15 protein-coding genes are annotated in these 17565 nt (G+C 49.9%); 6 read left to right on the top strand and 9 right to left on the bottom strand.

Annotated elements, in window-relative coordinates:
* Window positions 1-95 precede the first annotated feature (95 nt).
* The 4 genes from O3661_RS05540 to rimP all read right to left on the bottom strand — a co-directional run bounded on the left by O3661_RS05540 (window position 96) and on the right by rimP (window position 8055).
* On the bottom strand, window positions 96-2834 hold the full coding sequence (locus O3661_RS05540) for a calcium-binding protein (protein ID WP_371492585.1): 2739 nt from the start codon (window positions 2832-2834) through the stop codon (window positions 96-98).
* A 350-nt stretch (window positions 2835-3184) separates the two neighbouring features.
* A complete protein-coding gene (infB, locus tag O3661_RS05545) occupies window positions 3185-6079 on the bottom strand; it encodes a translation initiation factor IF-2 (protein WP_371492586.1) in 2895 nt (964 codons plus the stop codon).
* A gap of 11 nt (window positions 6080-6090) precedes the next feature.
* Entirely contained in the window at window positions 6091-7596 is a 1506-nt protein-coding gene (nusA, locus tag O3661_RS05550; protein ID WP_036493524.1) for a transcription termination factor NusA, read from the bottom strand.
* A 27-nt stretch (window positions 7597-7623) separates the two neighbouring features.
* Entirely contained in the window at window positions 7624-8055 is a 432-nt protein-coding gene (gene rimP / locus O3661_RS05555) for a ribosome maturation factor RimP (RefSeq protein WP_003685973.1), read from the bottom strand.
* Between the two features lie 343 nt (window positions 8056-8398).
* On the opposite strand from rimP, the gene serC reads away from it, so the two are divergent.
* Entirely contained in the window at window positions 8399-9505 is a 1107-nt protein-coding gene (gene serC / locus O3661_RS05560; RefSeq protein WP_371492587.1) for a phosphoserine transaminase, read from the top strand.
* A gap of 62 nt (window positions 9506-9567) precedes the next feature.
* On the opposite strand, the gene O3661_RS05565 is transcribed toward serC, so the two are convergent.
* The 3 genes from O3661_RS05565 to rnhA all read right to left on the bottom strand — a co-directional run bounded on the left by O3661_RS05565 (window position 9568) and on the right by rnhA (window position 11995).
* Window positions 9568-10764 carry an LD-carboxypeptidase gene (locus tag O3661_RS05565; RefSeq protein ID WP_371492589.1) on the bottom strand — a complete coding sequence of 399 codons (1197 nt, stop codon included), beginning with the start codon at window positions 10762-10764 and terminating at the stop codon, window positions 9568-9570.
* Window positions 10765-10837: 73 nt separating this feature from the next.
* The gene (locus O3661_RS05570) at window positions 10838-11236 is read right to left on the bottom strand and encodes an HIT family protein (protein ID WP_371492590.1); all 399 of its coding nucleotides are present in this window, start codon (window positions 11234-11236) and stop codon (window positions 10838-10840) included.
* Between the two features lie 321 nt (window positions 11237-11557).
* Entirely contained in the window at window positions 11558-11995 is a 438-nt protein-coding gene (gene rnhA / locus O3661_RS05575; RefSeq protein ID WP_371492591.1) for a ribonuclease HI, read from the bottom strand.
* Between the two features lie 385 nt (window positions 11996-12380).
* Here rnhA and O3661_RS05580 point away from each other — a divergent pair, with 385 nt between their 5' ends.
* The 4 genes from O3661_RS05580 (at window position 12381) to tehB (ending at window position 14507) form a co-directional block, all read left to right on the top strand.
* On the top strand, window positions 12381-12773 hold the full coding sequence (locus O3661_RS05580) for a hypothetical protein (RefSeq protein ID WP_371492592.1): 393 nt from the start codon (window positions 12381-12383) through the stop codon (window positions 12771-12773).
* Between the two features lie 14 nt (window positions 12774-12787).
* Window positions 12788-13138, top strand: a complete 351-nt coding sequence (locus O3661_RS05585; protein ID WP_107810231.1) for an EndoU domain-containing protein — start codon at window positions 12788-12790, stop codon at window positions 13136-13138.
* Window positions 13139-13140: 2 nt separating this feature from the next.
* On the top strand, window positions 13141-13515 hold the full coding sequence (locus O3661_RS05590; RefSeq protein WP_371492593.1) for a DUF5376 family protein: 375 nt from the start codon (window positions 13141-13143) through the stop codon (window positions 13513-13515).
* Window positions 13516-13637: 122 nt separating this feature from the next.
* Window positions 13638-14507 carry an SAM-dependent methyltransferase TehB gene (gene tehB / locus O3661_RS05595; protein WP_371492595.1) on the top strand — a complete coding sequence of 290 codons (870 nt, stop codon included), beginning with the start codon at window positions 13638-13640 and terminating at the stop codon, window positions 14505-14507.
* A 56-nt stretch (window positions 14508-14563) separates the two neighbouring features.
* Here tehB and O3661_RS05600 read toward each other — a convergent pair whose 3' ends face one another.
* Both O3661_RS05600 and O3661_RS05605 read right to left on the bottom strand, forming a co-directional pair.
* Entirely contained in the window at window positions 14564-15064 is a 501-nt protein-coding gene (locus tag O3661_RS05600) for an N-acetyltransferase family protein (protein ID WP_371492596.1), read from the bottom strand.
* 13 nt (window positions 15065-15077) lie between these two features.
* A complete protein-coding gene (locus tag O3661_RS05605; protein ID WP_371492597.1) occupies window positions 15078-15614 on the bottom strand; it encodes an isochorismatase family protein in 537 nt (178 codons plus the stop codon).
* Window positions 15615-15767: 153 nt separating this feature from the next.
* Here O3661_RS05605 and argS point away from each other — a divergent pair, with 153 nt between their 5' ends.
* Window positions 15768-17486 (top strand): arginine--tRNA ligase, encoded by a 1719-nt coding sequence (gene argS, locus O3661_RS05610; protein ID WP_371492598.1) that lies wholly within the window; start codon window positions 15768-15770, stop codon window positions 17484-17486.
* Window positions 17487-17565 lie beyond the last annotated feature (79 nt).

Consider the following 17565-nt stretch of genomic DNA (forward strand, 5'->3'; position numbering starts at 1 on the left):
TGGATTCGAATGAGAATAATTATATAACAGAACGATAAATAAATCAGCAAAGGACTAAGGCCGTCTGAATTAAGGTTTCAGACGGCCTTTGAGTTTTACAGGATACCGTTGTTTTGTGTATTTTCAGTAATCAGAGCTTTGCTGATTTCGTCGGCGGTGTAGCTCTTACCGTTTCCGAATACAAAGCTGTCGACATTATTGTTGGCAATGTCATGGATGGTCAGGGTGTCGCCTGTATCTTTGATGGTTAAGACCCAATCATCGCCGGTTTTTAACTGTAAATCTTTCAGCGTAATCCCTTCTTTGAAAAGGACTTGGGTATCGCTGCCACCATACGGATTAAAGGTGTCGTTGCCGCTGTTTCTGCCGAACATAATCACCGTACGCTCGGAACCGGGGTCGGTAATGGTATCGTTGCCGCCGGCCGTATCAACGATGTTGATGCCTCGGCCCAAAGTAATGGTTTCATCACTGCGGTTGCCCCTGTATTCGACAACAGAAGTGTAACGCGACAAATCTAAATCGCTGTTGTCGCTATCGGCATGGATGGTGTGGTTGAAGTTGTTGTACACATCCCGGTTGAGTTCCTCAACGGGTTGGCCTGTGTATTGGACGATGTTTGTGTTACCGATCATGTGCGGGATAGACAGTTTGAAGTGGTTGATCAGCTCGCCGGTGCTGTATGAGGTATTGCCGTCAAACTGAAACTCGGAAATCGCACCATAAATGCCGCTTTGGTTTTTGATGGTCAAAACATCATCTGTGCCTTTAATGCGGATATGCCAAGTATCGCCATCCAGCAGGGGATTGGATACAAATTGGTTGCTGTCGGGCATGTCGGCAATCCCGGTTTTGTCGTAACTTTTTTCAACGGTAATTTCAAGGTCATCAGGGGTAATGCCGCCGGTAAATTTTATGATGTTGGCGTTGAGCGTGTGCAGGCCGGCCTCGCTGTCGAAACCGAAGTTGTAGTCGAAAATGGTGTCATGACCGTAACCTTTTCCGAAAACATAGGTATCATTGTGTTCGCCGCCTTCCAGATAATCATTGCCTGAGCCGCCGTCGAGTAAGTCGGCGCCTACATGGGCATAGAGTTTGTCATTGCCGTTGCCACCATAAAGTTTATCGTCGGAAGCGGGTTTGTTGCCGTAATAGGTTGCGCTGTGTTCGCGCAAGATGTCATCGCCGTCGTGGCCATAGAGGGTGTCTTGGCCGTCATTGCCGCCGTTGATTTCATTGTTGTCTGCATTGCCATGCAAGGTATCGTCGCCGTTTGTGCCGACAAATTTAATGGTTTCGTCTTTCAGCGCTTGGAAGGCTTGTTGGAACTGCGCGGCAATATAGGTTTGGTCGTTGAACTGGAAACGGTCGATGGAAATACTGCCATCAGCGCCGATTTGGTTTTGAATCAGGGCTGAACCTTGTTCCGAAGTGATTTCCCAACTTTGGCTGCCATCATCGTTCTGAATGGTCTTCAGGTGGAGCTTGGCATTGTTCAGGCCGTCTGAAAACTTGAGGGTATTGATGCCTTGGTTATCGATAATGGTATCGTTGTCGCCGTAGATATAGGTATCGTTTCCGGCGCCGCCTTTCAGAATGTCTTTACCGTTGCCGCCTACCAAAATGTCGTCGCCTGCATCACCATTGATGATATCGTTACCGTCGCCACCGTCCAGATAATCGTTGCCGTCTCCGCCGTTGAGGTTGTCGTTGCCACCCATGCCGTAAACGGTATCATCACCGCGTCCACTGTTGAGGCGGTTGCGGCCTTCGTTACCGGTCAGGATGTTATTGCTGTTGTTGCCGGCGGCAAAAATATTGGCCGAGCCGGTCAAGGTAACATTTTCGACGTGGGTAGCGGCAGTATGGGAAATGCTGCTGAATACGGTATCTTCGCCGCTGCCAGCTTGTTCAATCACCACGTCTTTTACATCATCAACGTAGTAAGTGTCATTGCCGTCTCCGCCTTCCATAATGTCGGCACCAGCCTTGCCGTCGATAATATCATCGCCGGATGTGCCGATCAGGTGGTCATTGTCATCACTGCCATCGATGGTCTTACCGCTTTCGGTATGCTCTGTCAGGGAAATGTCAAAATATTTGGCAAAGCTGTTTACATCCAGTTTTTGTGTGCCGATGATGAATTGGGAGACTGCCGGTGTTGTACCGTTTTGAGTGTATTGGTTTTTGATGGTTAAAACGGCGTTGCTGTTTTTCACGGCAATCAGCCAGTCATGACCGCCGGTTTCATTGTTTCGGACTTCAACGGTTAAATCGTTAAGGCTCAGATCAGTATGAAAGCGGATGCTGTTATGGCCTTGATTGTCGATGATGGTGTCTTGCTCGCTTTTGGTAGAGAAAAGATAGGTGTCGTCACCTTCTCCACCTTCAAGCACATCGTTGCCTGCTTCGCCGTTGAGGGTGTCATTGCCTGTTTCACCGAAAAGATGGTCGTTGCCTTCGCCGCCGTTGATGAAATCGTTGCCGCCACCGCCGTAAACGATGTCGTCGCCGCGGCCGCTGTTGAGGCGGTTGCGGCCTTCATTGCCGATGAGGATGTTGTTGCTGTTGTTGCCTGCGCCGAAGATGTTGGCTGTACCGGTCAAAACAAGATTTTCAACGTGGTTTGGAAGGGTATAGCTGACGTTGCTGTAAACCGTATCATCTCCACCATTTGGGTTTTCAATGATTGTATCGTCGCTGCGGGTTACATAATAAACGTCATCTCCCGAAGTGCCTGTTGTTGCTTGTGCAAGGGGAGATGGCTGTAATTGCTCTAAATGTCGTAATTCAAATTGAGCATTGCGGATGCGCATTGCTTTTTCGATTGTCATGATATTTTCTTTAGATATTGATGAGAGTAACAAGGAAGTAAACGTATCCGGCATATGGCCGGTATTGCTTAATTTGTATTGTGTTTAGGCTGTATATACTAGTGCCGAAATTTGATAAAAACAACTGGAACGTTAAGATATGACAATATGTAGAGAGCTTTATCAGGCTTAGTTTGCCGTCTATTCTTTTGCCAAATGGCTTTGCCTTGTGCGGCTGTTTTGTTTCTTATATACCACACATCAATTTCAATAGTTTCAAACTATGAATGGTTGTAAAAAGGCCGTCTGAAAAAAAGAAGCAGGTTTCGCATTGCAAAACTTGCTTCTGATTTTTCAGACGGCCTGTCTGATTACAGAGTACGGGCAACTTCGACGATGTCGAAACATTCGAGTTGGTCGCCTTCCATAATCTCGTTGTAGCCTTTGAGCATCAGACCACACTCGAAGCCCATGCGGACTTCTTTGACGTCGTCTTTGTAGCGCTTCAAAGAAGACAGCTCGCCGGTATGGATAACCACGTTGTTGCGGATGAGGCGGACATGGGAATCGCGTTTGACCACACCGTCGGTAACCATACAGCCTGCAATATTGCCGACTTTGGAAACGGAGATAACCTGACGGATTTCGACCGTGCCGGTTACTTGCTCTTTCTCTTCCGGAGAGAGCATACCGCTCATGGCGGCTTTCACATCGTCGATGGCATCGTAAATGATGTTGTAGTAACGGATTTCCACGTTTTCATTCTCAGCCAGTTTGCGTGCGGAAGCATCTGCACGGACGTTAAAGCCGATGATGAATGCGCCGGAAGCGATGGCCAAGTTGACATCAGATTCGGTAATGCCGCCAACGCCGCTGTGCAACACGTTCACTTTCACTTCGTCTGTGGACAGTTTTTTCAGGCTGCCCGCCAAAGCTTCGTAAGAACCTTGTACGTCTGCTTTGATGATGACAGACAAGGATTGGGCTTGGTTTTCGCCCATGTTGTTGAACATGTTTTCCAGTTTCGCTGCCTGTTGTTTGGCCAAGCGTACATCGCGGTATTTGCCTTGACGGAAGAGGGCGATTTCGCGCGCTTTTTTCTCGTCGGCCAATACCATTGCATCTTCGCCTGCGTTCGGTACGTCGGATAAGCCGAGGATTTCGACAGGGATAGAAGGGCCGGCTTCATTGATGGCTTTGCCGTTTTCGTCAACCATTGCACGGATTTTACCGAATGCAGTACCGGCCAGCAGCATATCGCCTTTTTTCAGCGTACCGCTTTGAACCAATAATGTGGCAACTGCGCCGCGGCCTTTGTCCAAACGAGCTTCAACGATGATGCCTTTTGCAGGTGCATCGACTGGGGCAGTCAGTTCCAAAACTTCGGCTTCGAGCAAGACGGCTTCGAGCAATGCATCGATGTTCAGGCCTTTTTTAGCGGAAACGTCGATGAACTGTACATCGCCGCCCCATTCGTCAGGCACGACTTCGTGCGCAGTCAGCTCTTGGCGGATACGTTCTGGGTTGGCGGCTTCTTTATCGATTTTGTTGACGGCAACCACCATCGGTACGCCCGCGGCTTTGGCGTGGGCAATTGCCTCGATGGTTTGCGGCATTACGCCGTCGTCGGCTGCAACCACAAGAATCACGATATCGGTTGCTTTCGCACCGCGCGCGCGCATAGCGGTAAACGCTTCGTGACCCGGAGTATCCAAGAAGGTAATCACGCCGCGTGGGGTTTCAACGTGGTATGCGCCGATGTGTTGGGTAATACCGCCCGCTTCGCCTTGTACCACTTTGGCGCGGCGGATGTAGTCCAGCAGGGAAGTTTTACCGTGGTCAACGTGACCCATTACGGTCACAACCGGAGGACGCGGCAATGCTTCGGCTTCTACTGCTTCAACGCCTTCATCCAAGAATGCTTCAGGGTCGTCGGCGGCAGCAGGTTTACCGATGTGGCCGAGTTCTTCCACCACAATCAGGGCAGTGTCTTGGTCGATGGATTGGTTGATGGTTACCATCATGCCCATTTTCATCAGGGCTTTAACCACTTCGACGCCTTTAACGGCCATTTTGTGTGCCAAATCGGCAACGGTAATGGTTTCAGGTACCAAAACTTCGTGTACGACAGGTTCGGTCGGCGCTTGGAAGGCGTGTTGGTTTGGCTCAAGTTTGAGTTTTTTGCCTTTTTTGCCGCCGCGTACGCGCTCGTCGTCGCCATTGCGAGCATTGTTGCGGTCGCGCCCACCTTTGCCGCCTTTGCCTTTAGCGTTACGGCCTTGGTTTTCTTCATCACGCTCACGACGGTCTTCTTTTTTACCGCGCGCGTTGTGTTCGGATTTGCCTTCGCCGGATGCTGCTTTGGCTTTCTCGGCAGGTTTATTGCGTTCGCCTGATTTGGCTTCTTTAGTAGGTTTTGAGTCTTTCTCGGCCTGTTGTTTTATGGCTTCACGGCGTGCTTGACGCTCTTGTTTTTCTTTCAACAAGGCTTCTTGATGTGCACGCAGGGCGGCGGCACGACGGGCTTCTTCATCGCGTTGAGCCTGTTCTTCCTTGCTGACAACAGGTTGCGGTACGGCAGGAGCGGCAGGTTTGGCTGCCTTTTTCGCTTCTTTGCCTTTGCCGCCTTTGTCTTGTTTGGCTTTGGCAGGTTTCTTGGCTTCGGCTGTTTTTTCAGCTTTAACGGATCTTTCAGACGGCTTGTTGTCTGCTTTAGCCTCAACTTTTGCTTCGGCCTTAGCTTCTACGGCTTCAACCGGTTTGGCTTCTTCTTTTTGGGCTTCGGCAGGTTTGCCTTCCGCTTTTGGTGCGGCTTTGGCGGCTTTCAGTCTGGCTGCTTCGGCCTCTGCTTTGGCACGGGCTTCGGCTTTTGCGGCAGCTTCTGCTTCAGCTTTGGCTTTTTCTTCGGCAGCTTGGGCGGCTGCTTTTTCTGCTTCGGCTTTTTGGTTTTCCGCTGCTACTTTGGCTTTGGCTTCCGCTGCCAATTCTTCGGAAGAAGGAATAGTAACGGCACGGCTGCGGCGGCGTGTTTCCACTTTTACGCCGTCAACGGTGCTGACTTCGGTTTTTTTGCGGCGGATGCTGATGGTGCCGCTGTTGCTGCCGTTTTTCTTTTGCAGGTAAGCGGTCAGCAATTGTTTGTCGTCAGTGGTTATGCTGTCATTGCCGCTGTTTTTATTGACCCCGGCTTCTTTCAATTGTTTAAGCAAATCATCGACGGGGCGGTTTAGTTCGGCGGCAAATTGCGCTACGGTTGTATTACTCATTCAGTACCCCCTTAGTTGTTTTCTTCAGTAAACCAGTGTTCGCGTGCAGCCAAAATCACTTTTTTGGCTTCTTCTTCGTCAACACCGGTAATTTCGACCAATTCGTCAACAGACAATTCGGCCAGATCATCGCGTTGGGTAACGCCGGCTTCGGCCAGTTTGCGCAACATGTCGGAATCTACGCCGTCCAAATTGCGCATGTCTTCAGACACTTCACCCAGTTTTTCTTCTGCGGCGATGGTCATGGTCAGGATGGCGTCGCGTGCGCGGTTGCGCAGGGTTTCAACGATTTCTTCGTCAAAGCCTTCGATGGCGAGCAATTCTGCCGCCGGAACGTAAGCCACTTCTTCCAATGTGGCAAAACCTTCTTCAACCAAAATATCGGCGGTTTCGTCGTCGATGTTCAAGTGGGTAGTGAAGAGGTTGCGGATAACGGCGTCTTCGGCGGCATTGCGCTCGTCGGCTTCTTCAACGGTCATGATGTTCAGCTGCCAGCCGGTCAGGATGGAAGCCAGACGGACGTTTTGACCGCCGCGGCCGATGGCCAGCGCCAGTTGGTTTTCATCAACAATCACGTCAACGGCGTGTTTGTCTTCGTCAATCACGATGCGGCTCACTTCGGCAGGAGACAGCGCGTTCATCACGAATTGGGCTGGCTCGGGAGACCACAAAACGATGTCGATGCGTTCGCCGGACAATTCGTTGCTCACGGCGTTGACACGCGAACCGCGCACGCCGATACAGGTACCTTGCGGATCGATGCGTTGGTCGTTGGCTTTAACGGCAACTTTGGCGCGTTGGCCGGGGTCGCGTGCTACTTCGCGGATTTCCAACAGGCCGTCTGCAATTTCAGGCACTTCGTTGGCGTAGAGTTTGGCCAAGAAGTCGCCGCTGGTACGGCTCAAAATGACTTGTTTGCGGCCGGTATTGCCGATTTCGTCCACACGCAGGAAGAGGGCGCGGATGCGGTCGCCGCTGCGGAAGTTTTCGCGCGGAATCATTTCTTCGCGCGGAATCAGGGCGTCAAGTTTGCCTGCGACGACTTCAACGATGATGCCGTGGCGCTCGACGCGTTTTACCGTACCGGAAACGATGTCTTCTTTAGAAGCGAGGAACTCGTTCAGGTTTTGCTCGCGCTCCGCATCACGGATGCGTTGCAGAATGATTTGTTTGGCGGTTTGCGCGGCTTGGCGGCCGAAGCCTTCGTTTGGCAGCTGCTCTTCGTAGTATTCGCCGATTTGGATGGTGGTGCCGGGGATTTCTTCTTGGATTTCCTCGATGGTTTTTTCTACGTCGGGGTAGGTGTAGTCTTCATCGGCAACAATCAGCCAGCGACGGAAGGTTTGGTATTCGCCAGTATCGCGGTCGATTTCGACGCGCACGTCCATGTGCTCGCGGTCGGCTTTTTTCTTGGCGGCAGTAGAGAGGGCGAATTCAAGGGCTTTGAATACGACTTCCGTTTCAACGTTTTTTTCACTTGCCAGCGCTTCGGCCAGCTGTAACATTTCGCGACTCATTTTCTAGAATCTCCAAGTAATCGGTTTTTAAAATTTAAATTCGGGGCGCAAACGGGCTTTGTCGATATTGCTCAATTCGATTTGGGCAGTTTTGCCGTCGAAAGAGACGGTAACGATGTCGTTTTCGCAAGATTCGATACGGCCGATGAAGTTTTTCTGACCATCAATCGGCAGGCGTGTTTTGATTTTGGCGTTCTGGCCGGCAAAGCGTACGAAGTCGGCGGCTTTTTTCAACGGACGGTCAAGGCCCGGGCTGGAGATTTCCAAACGTTTGTAGTCGATGTCTTCAACCATAAACACGCGGCTCAGATGGTTGCTGACAGTGGCGCAGTCTTCGACGGTGATGCCGCCTTCTTTATCGATGAAAACGCGCAAATCGCCTTGTGCGGTCAGTTCGAAATCGACCAGCTCGTAGCCCAAGCCGGGCAGGGTTTTATCAAGAATGCTTTGAATATCCATGCTTCTCCAGAAGTACATAAACAAAAAAATGGCCGCGCGGCCATTTTTCGTGTGATTTGAAAAATTGGCCTATTATAACTGTTTTCAAGATAAAAGAAAAGTGTTGATTTGGCGTGGATTTTTTGAAGTGATTGCTTAAATGTAAAGGATAGGGTTGAGGCCGTCTGAAAAGGAAATTGTTGACAAATTTTGGTGTGGTGTTTCTTAAATTATTTTTTAAAACAAATAATTGGTGTTGCTTTGTTTTCAGACCGCTTTGAATTTCCTAATTTTTCGTGCTTGCACAATGTGCAAGGCGGTTCTACAATTTCTTCATACCCACCGAATAAGAAAGAAGGCAGCCATGTCCGCACACCCGATTTACAATTTTTCCGCAGGTCCTGCCGTATTGCCGGAAGCGGTATTGCGTACCGCGCAACAGGAGATGCTCGACTACAACGGCACGGGTTTCCCCGTGATGGCGATGAGCCACCGTTCGGATATGTTTTTGAGTATTCTGCATCATGCCGAACAAGACTTGCGCCAGCTTTTAAATATTCCGTCCAATTATAAAATCCTGTTTTTACAGGGCGGTGCGACCACGCAATTCAATATGGTGGCCATGAATTTGGCGCACGGTTTTGCGACTGCCGATGCGGTGGTAACGGGCAACTGGAGCCGTATTGCCTATGAGCAGATGAGCCGTTTGAGCAATGCCGAAATCCGTTTGGCTGCGCATGGCGGCGAGCAATATGCCTATAAAAACCTTCCTGTGGTTGAGGATTGGGATGTCAACCCGAATTCTGCGTTTGTTCATTTTGCGATTAATGAAACCGTAAACGGCTTGCAGTATCAAAACGTCCCCAAACTTTCAGACGGCCTGCCGCCGCTGGTGTGCGATATGTCGAGCGAGATTTTGTCGCGTGAGTTTGATGTATCCGATTACGGCTTAATTTATGCCGGCGCGCAAAAAAATATCGGCCCTGCCGGTGCGACAGTGGTCATTATCCGCGAGGATTTGCTGGAGCGTTGTCCGAACGATATTCCTGATGTGTTCAACTACCGTTCGCACATCAACCGCGACGGTATGTACAACACGCCGTCCACTTATGCGATTTATATGTCGGGCTTGGTGTTCCGCTGGCTGCAAACGCAGGGCGGTGTGAAAAAAATTGAAGCGGTCAATCGAATAAAGGCGCAAACCTTGTATGAGACGATAGACGGCAGCGGCGGTTTTTACATTAACGATATCCATCCTGATGCGCGCTCCAAAATGAACGTGGTCTTCAAAACCGCAAGCGAAGACTTGGACCGCCGCTTTGTGTTGGAAGCCGAGTTACAGGGCTTGTGCCTGCTCAAGGGTTATAAAACCGTCGGCGGTATGCGTGCCAGCATTTACAATGCGATGCCGCTTGAAGGTGTGAACGCGTTAGCCGACTTTATGAAAGATTTCCAACGACGTTATGGTTAAGACTTAAGATCAAAAGGCCGTCTGAAACTGGGTTTCAGACGGCCTTTTGATTTGAACAAGCCTTATTCGGTGACTTCTTCAGTGATGCTGTCGCGGTAAATAGTGCTGCTGTCGTAAGTCGGAACAGGAGGCGGCAGCAGGTTGTTGAGGGTCAGCGCGGACGGGTTCAGCGTAGGGTAGCCGCTGAAGGTGACGGAATAACCGCCGTTGCCGGTACTGCGGACTTTGGCATGCGCGCCCAACGGGAAAGTGGTTTTGTTGGTGATGTGGCCGAATGGGAAGCCGGTCAACACAGGAATCTTGGCAGTACGCGAAATGTGGTTGACGACGGCGGAGAAATCGTAGCTGGAGTCGTACACGTCGCGGATGGTACCCATGCGGAAATCGCCGAAGATGATGGCGCGTTGTTTTTGTAAAACACCTGACAGATAAAGCGTGTTGAGCATGCGCTCGATGCGGTAGGGTTGCTCGCTGACGTCTTCGATAAAGAGGATGCCGCCTTGAATATCAGGCATATAAGGCGTACCGGCAAGGGAGGCGAGAACGCTCAGGTTGCCGCCCCACAATGTGCCTTCGACGTTGACATCGGCGCGTTGGATGGTCGGAACATCAACGATGTTGACGTTGTTGGTCGTGCCGCGGATGAAAGAATCCATGGTAAAGACGCTGGGGTCAGCTTTGCCGAATTCGCTGTACACCATTGGGCCGGCAAAGCTCATCATATTGCCTTTGGCCAACAGGGCGAGTTGGACGGCGCAAACGTCGCTGAAGCCGAAGAACAATGTGCCGCGTTCGCGCATTCTGGCACCGAGTGAGGCGAAGTCGATTTGCGGCAGGATACGTGCCGCGCCGTAGCCGCCGCGCAGACCCATCAAGACTTTAGGCGTTTCGACGCGGCCGCCGGCAACGTCTTGGAAGTCGGCGGCGCGTTGGGCGTCGCTGCCGGCAAAGCGTTGGTAACGGCGGCTGCCTGCCTGTTGGTTGGTCACGGTAAAGCCTGCATTGTAGAGGCGGGTCAGGCCGGTGGTCACGCGGTTGGGGTCTTCGGCGAAGCCTGACGGCGCAACAACGCGCAGGAGGTTGTCGCCGGAACGTGGCGGATGGGGTTGCTTAGGTTGCACGGTTTGGGCTTTCGCGGTGGTGGAAGTGGTTTTGGTTTGCGGCGTGGTGGTCGTGCCTGTACCGCAGGCTTGCAACAACCCTGCGCCTGCCGCGGCAGAGCAGGTGCGCAGGAAATGGCGGCGCGTGGTGGAAGTCATTGAGGTTTTCCTTTCGTTATATGTTCAGACGGCCTGAACTTGGCGTGTCGGACCTTACAGGCCGTCTGAAAGTTTAAGCGATTAAGTTTTTGATTTGTTGCGGCCAATTTTCGGGCAGGGTCATGCCGTGTTCGCGTACGGACGCGGCCCAAATCGGCGCAGGAAAGTTGGCGTCGTTTTCAAAGCGGGCGATGACGTGCCAATGCAGATGGGGCACAACATTGCCGAGGCTGGCCAGATTGATTTTGGCCGGGCGGAAGACTTGGCGCATTGCGGCTTCAACCTGATACACCATTTCCATGATTTCGTTGCGTTCGGCAGGGGAAAGGTCGGTCATCTCGGAAACATGGTCATTCCAAATAACGCGGCAGAATGCCGGTGCGCCGGCTTCGTTGTGAACGGCGATAACGCGCAGGTTTGGCGTTTGCAGCAAAATATCTTCGTTGTCGGCAGTGCAGATGGGGCAGGTCATGGGTTTTTCTTTCTCAGTCTGAATAGGAATCGGATGATTTCAATCAGGATTTTTAGAACGAGGTAAATGGCAGTCAGTGTGATGAATGTGAAAAACCACGGTTTAGGTATAAACCACCAAAATAAATAGGCGGGCGTGATTAAGTCGTCACATTCTTCGGCACTCTCAATGTGATCGCACAATCCAAAGTTAAAATAATCATAGACATCATGAAAGGGCGAATAGGCGAACATAAGTGCTCTTGGCGTCACACAAATCAATGCAATGATAGCAATCCAAAAGAATGGTTTGAGATATTTGAGTACAGTCATGGGTGAAGTGTTATGCAAATTTTGCCACCCCTTGATTGGCGAGCTCGTCGGCTTTTTCGTTTTCAGGGTGTCCGGCATGGCCTTTTACCCACGTCCAGTGGACATCGTGCTGTTGAACCAAACTATCCAGCTCTTTCCATAAATCGTCGTTTTTGACCGGTTTTTTGGCGGCGGTTTTCCAGCCGTTTTTTTTCCAGCCGTGTATCCAGCTTTCCATGCCGTTTTTGACATATTGCGAGTCGGTGCAGATGACGACTTGGCAGCGTCGTTTTAGGGACTTCAGGCCTTCGATGACGGCGGTCAGCTCCATGCGGTTGTTGGTGGTTTCGGCTTCGCCGCCGAACAGTTCTTTTTCGTGTGTGCCGTAGCGCATAAATACCCCCCAGCCGCCTGCGCCGGGGTTGCCTTTGCATGCGCCGTCTGTGTAGAGGTAAACGGGTTTATCCATGGGCATGTCTTTGTCGAATAAGGCGGTATCATAACATAAGGCCGTCTGAAATATCGGCAAATACGGTTTGCGCGTGTAAAATACCCTGTACTTATTACTCGTTAAGTGGTGCAGGATTAGCGTTAGTTAAGGCTAGAGGAATATCGAAATCCAAAACTATAAATGCGGTTAATTAATCGGAAGATATGGCTAATCTAGGAGGAGATCGAAATAAAGGATTGAATGAAAGGATTTCTAATCGCCAAAAAGATCATTACATCAACGAGCAAGCAAATAAATACGAATTCGAAAAATGGAAAGGTCATGTGGGAATTGACTACACCTAGTGATAGATTATAAGGGACCTAAAGTAACAGTTTACCCGCTAATGAAATATGAGCTAATTATGGATTTTAAGTTTTATTGGTATATATCGTCTGCATGGAAGGATGGGGTTTTGAGACCTCGTTGCTCAATGTTGAATGTAGATGAGGCTTTAAATATAGTTAATTTTTTGATTGATGATGAAGGATTAGGTATAAGCCATTTGCAAAAGTGGATAAAAAATGGTCTTGAAGAGATTGATAAAATATCTAAAAAAGAAATTCTTGAATATGATATGTGGGGGCAAACTTTAGGCGCACTAATTTTGTTAGATAAAGTAACTATTTATTGGGGTGATGAAGAGTACCCTGATGATTATCTTGAGTTTGAGCAATTTAAAACCATTTTAACTAATTGGTATAATTTCTTAATATCTGAACCCAATATAAGTAATGAAGTTTATTTTTCAGTGTAGATTAGAGGTATTTTATGACAGTCATGATCGGTGGCCATTCCGCCTTAGGCAATATACGTGTTGATCGGATATTATATACTTATCCAAATGGCGTATATCTTGCACAAATTTCCGCTTTTGATAGTGAAACTAATCAATATATGACTAAAACTAACAATAATGGGGAGACCTTGATGTTTCCTCAAACGTGGACGGCAGATCGTATCAAAGTGGAAATTAATTCTGCTTATATGAATCAAGTAGATGATTTAGATTCTATTCGTAAAGCTGAAGGTATGTGGGTTGGCATTTCAAATTCAGGCGTACGTGTAGAAGGTTATACCTATCCTGTCGTCACGGCTTTCCCAAGTGCTGAACAGGAGTAAAGATGAAACTTATTTTTACGTATATTCAACATAAAGGGCATATTATTCCGGCTTGCTATTTGGAAGAAAATCACCAATTAAATCCATTAACCGGCTATTTGAATGATCCAATGGGTGGTCCAAATTATTTCTCTTTTTTGGATCATTCATTGTCAATCTTAACAGATGAGACGATTCAAGAAGCGGATATTTCTTCCAATACTTGGGGTGTTGAGGTGATGAACGATCAAGTGAATTTTTATTTTCTCTTTGCTCAAGAAGAGGAATCACTTTATCTCACTTTGCCTCGTGGAGTTATGGTTGATGTGTTAAGGTTATGGCTGATTTTCCGAAGCCAAGAACCTGAAGAAGGCTTAATACAGCGCTTAGAGTTCTAGATTGGAAAGATGGTCAATTATCAAAGAGTTTTAAAATATCTCAAAATTGCCTGCACTTTATTGCCATTCAGAAAGCCTTGGCAGAAGCCGTGTTGAAACCGTCAAAATAGAAAGGAAATATGATGAGCGAACAGCAAGAATTGTTTTGTTACAAACAGATGCCGGTGTGGACGGCGGACGAAATTCCCGAAGCCTTGTTGTCCAAACACAATACCGCCGCCGGTACTTGGGGCTGCCTCAATGTCCTCCAAGGCCGTCTGAACTTCAATGAAGTGGACGAGGCGGGCAATGTTACGGCCACGCACGAGCTGACGCCTGAAAGCGATGATTGGATTATCCATCCGCAAGCATGGCACTTTATCGCGCCGCAAACGCAAGATACGGAAATCCAACTGTCGTTTTACTGCGAGGCGGCGGACTATTTCAATAAGAAATACGGCATGAGTGCGACACATTCGGCCGTCCGTGCCGCCGAAGGCATCGTGCCCGTCGGCAAGGTTTTGGATATGGGCTGCGGTCAGGGCCGTAATGCGCTGTATTTAGGTTTGAAAGGTTTTGACGTTACCGCTGTCGATAATAATCCCCATGCGGTTCAAAACGTGGAAGAGCTGGCGCGTATCGAAGAGTTGAATGTCCGCGCGTTTGAATACGACCTCAACGCCGCCAATATTCAGGAAAACTTCGATTATATGGTGGCGACCGTGGTGTTTATGTTCTTGATGCCGCGTTACGTTCCTGACGTGATTGCCAACATGAAGGAACATACCAACCCCGGCGGCTACAACCTGATCGTGTCTGCGATGGATACGGAAGATTTCCCTTGCCCGATGCCATTCCCGTTCAAGTTTGGCAAGGGCGAGTTGCGCGAATACTATAAGGATTGGGAATTGGTGGAATACAAGGAAGAGCTGGGATCGATGCACGCGAAAGACGAATTCGGCAATCCGATTCAGTTTAAATTCGTCACCATGCTGGCGAAGAAACCGCAATAAAGGTTTTGCCGTCAAAAGGCCGTCTGAATTCAGTTTTCAGACGGCCTTTGTCGTCATCAATCGACAATCCTTTTGCCCAAAATCACGACGTCTGCCAACATGGTGTCCAAATCGCAGACTTGCGGCAGCCGCCCCCATTCTTCAAATCCGAAACGGTGAAACAGGTTTAGGCTCGGATAGTTGTGGCCGAACACAAGCGCGATGACGTTGTGGATGCCTAAGGACGGCGCGCGTTCGAGCATATGCCGCAACAGGATTTTGCCCACGCCTGCGCCGCGCATATCGTGGCGGACATAAATGCTGACTTCCGCGCTGATGTGGTAGGCGTAGCGCGGATGGTAGTCGCTGAAACTGCCCCAGGCCAATACGGTGCCGTCGGTATCGTAAAGGGCGTAGATCGGGCGTTTGTCCGTGTGTGCGGCAAACCACATTTCGCGTTCGGCAACCGTGGTCGGCGACAAATCGGCGGTGGATTGGCGCGTGGCCACGGTGTTGTTGTAAATATCGACGATGGCGGGCAAGTCTTGGCGCAGGGCAGGGCGGATGGTGTATTGCATTTCAGACGGCCTGTTATTGAATCAGTTTGGAGATAGTCTTAAAGGCCGGATGTTTGGCATCGCCGAGCAGTTGGAACAAAATACTTTCGACATTGGAAACGGTAATGCCCTGACGGCTCAGTTGCGCCAAACCATTGTCGCGGTTGGCCGTTGTGCGCGAGGCGGTGCATTCAAAAGGCAGGGATACGGCGTAACCTTGCGCTTTCAAATCCAAGGCCGTCTGAAGCATACAGATATGCGCTTCCGCTCCAATTAAAATAACGTTTTTGATGTCGTTTTTGCGTAAGATTTCCTGAATTTCAGGTAAAAACGCCGAGAATCGGGTTTTCTCGACAACAGGCGTGCCTTCGGGCAACAGCAGCGATACGGCGGATACGGTGTTGCCCAAACCTTTCGGATATTGTTCGGTTACGGCAAAGGGTACGTCCAAAGCCGTCAAGCCTTGAATCAGCAGGCGGCAGCGTTCCAACATTTCGTCCGCGCCTGAGAGGGCGGGCAGCAGGCGTTCTTGAATATCGACAATCAGACAAAGCGTATTTTTGGGGTTCATGGCTTTTCCTTTCAGACGGCCTTTACAGCAAAATCGTTGAATCAGAATGCAATCATATAACAAGCTGCTGGAAAAGTATTGCAGCTTGCCCTGTTTTAAAGCCTGAAATTCTTTTAAAATACCGCCTGATTTGAATTGATAGAGACCGACAACATGAATTTATACCAAACCGTCGAACGTGAAGCCCAAGCAGCCTTTGCCGCTGCCGGTTTGTCCGACAGCCCCGTCGTATTGCAGGCGGCGAAAAATCCCGACTTCGGCGATTTCCAAATCAACGGCGTAATGGGTGCGGCGAAAAAAGCCAAACAAAATCCGCGCGAGTTGGCGCAAAAAGTGGCCGAAGCATTGGCTGACAATGCCGTGATTGAAAGCGCGGAAGTCGCTGGCCCGGGCTTTATCAACCTGCGCCTACGTCCTGAATTCCTCGTCCAAAACATTCAGACGGCCTTGAACGACGCGCGTTTCGGCATAGCAAAAACCGACAAACCGCAAACCGTCGTCATCGACTATTCTTCGCCTAATCTGGCCAAAGAAATGCACGTCGGCCACCTGCGTTCCAGCATCATCGGCGACAGCATTTCGCGTGTGTTGGAATTTATGGGCAACACTGTCGTCCGTCAAAACCACGTCGGCGACTGGGGTACGCAGTTTGGCATGTTGGTCGCTTATTTGGTTGAGCAGCAAAAAGACAATGCCGCGTTTGAGCTGGCGGATTTGGAGCAGTTTTACCGCGCCGCCAAAGTGCGCTTTGACGAAGATCCTGCCTTCGCCGACACCGCACGCGAATACGTTGTGAAGCTGCAAGGCGGCGATGAAACCGTATTGGCATTGTGGAAACAGTTTGTCGATATTTCGCTCTCGCACGCCCAAGCCGTTTATGACACGCTGGGCTTGAAACTGCGCCCTGAAGACGTGGCAGGCGAATCTAAATACAACGACGATTTGCAGCCTGTGGTCGATGATTTGGTCGAAAAAGGTTTGGCAGTCGAAGACGACGGCGCGAAAGTCGTGTTCTTGGACGAGTTCAAAAACAAAGACGGCGAACCTGCCGCATTTATCGTGCAAAAACAAGGCGGCGGCTTCCTTTATGCTTCCACCGACTTGGCGTGTTTGCGCTACCGCGTCGGCACGCTTCATGCCGACCGCCTGCTGTACGTCGTCGACCACCGCCAAGCCCTGCACTTTGAGCAACTCTTTACCACTTCCCGCAAAGCAGGCTATCTGCCGGAAGATGTAAAAGCCGAGTTTATCGGCTTCGGCACCATGATGGGCAAAGACGGCAAACCGTTCAAAACGCGCAGTGGCGACACAGTAAAACTGGTTGACCTGCTGACCGAAGCCGTTGAACGCGCCACTGCTTTGGTGAAAGAGAAAAATCCTGAATTGGGCACAGACGAAGCAGGAAAAATTGGCAAAACCGTCGGCATCGGCGCAGTCAAATATGCTGATTTGAGCAAAAACCGCACCAGCGATTATGTGTTCGATTGGGACGCCATGCTCTCGTTTGAGGGCAACACCGCCCCCTATCTGCAATATGCCTACACACGCGTACAAAGCGTGTTCCGCAAAGCAGGCGAATGGGACGCAACCGCGCCAACTGTTTTGACCGAACCTTTGGAAAAACAACTGGCCGCCGAGTTGCTGAAATTTGAAGACGTATTGCAAAGCGTGGCAGATACCACGTATCCGCACTACCTCGCTGCCTACCTCTATCAAATCGCTACCTTGTTCAGCCGCTTCTATGAGGCCTGCCCAATCCTGAAATCAGAAGGTGCAACTCGTAACAGCCGCCTGCAACTGGCGAAGCTGACCGGCGACACGCTGAAACAAGGCTTGGAGTTGTTGGGCATTGATGTATTGAGTGTTATGTAAGTTTTTGAATAAAAACGATGAAAGGCCGTCTGAAGCTTTGTAGATTACAAGGTTTCAGACGGCCTTTTTTATGCTTTGA

The sequence above is a fragment of the Neisseria sp. 20925_1_37 genome, assembly GCF_041433255.1.
Classification (GTDB): Bacteria; Pseudomonadota; Gammaproteobacteria; order Burkholderiales; family Neisseriaceae; genus Neisseria; species Neisseria flavescens_D.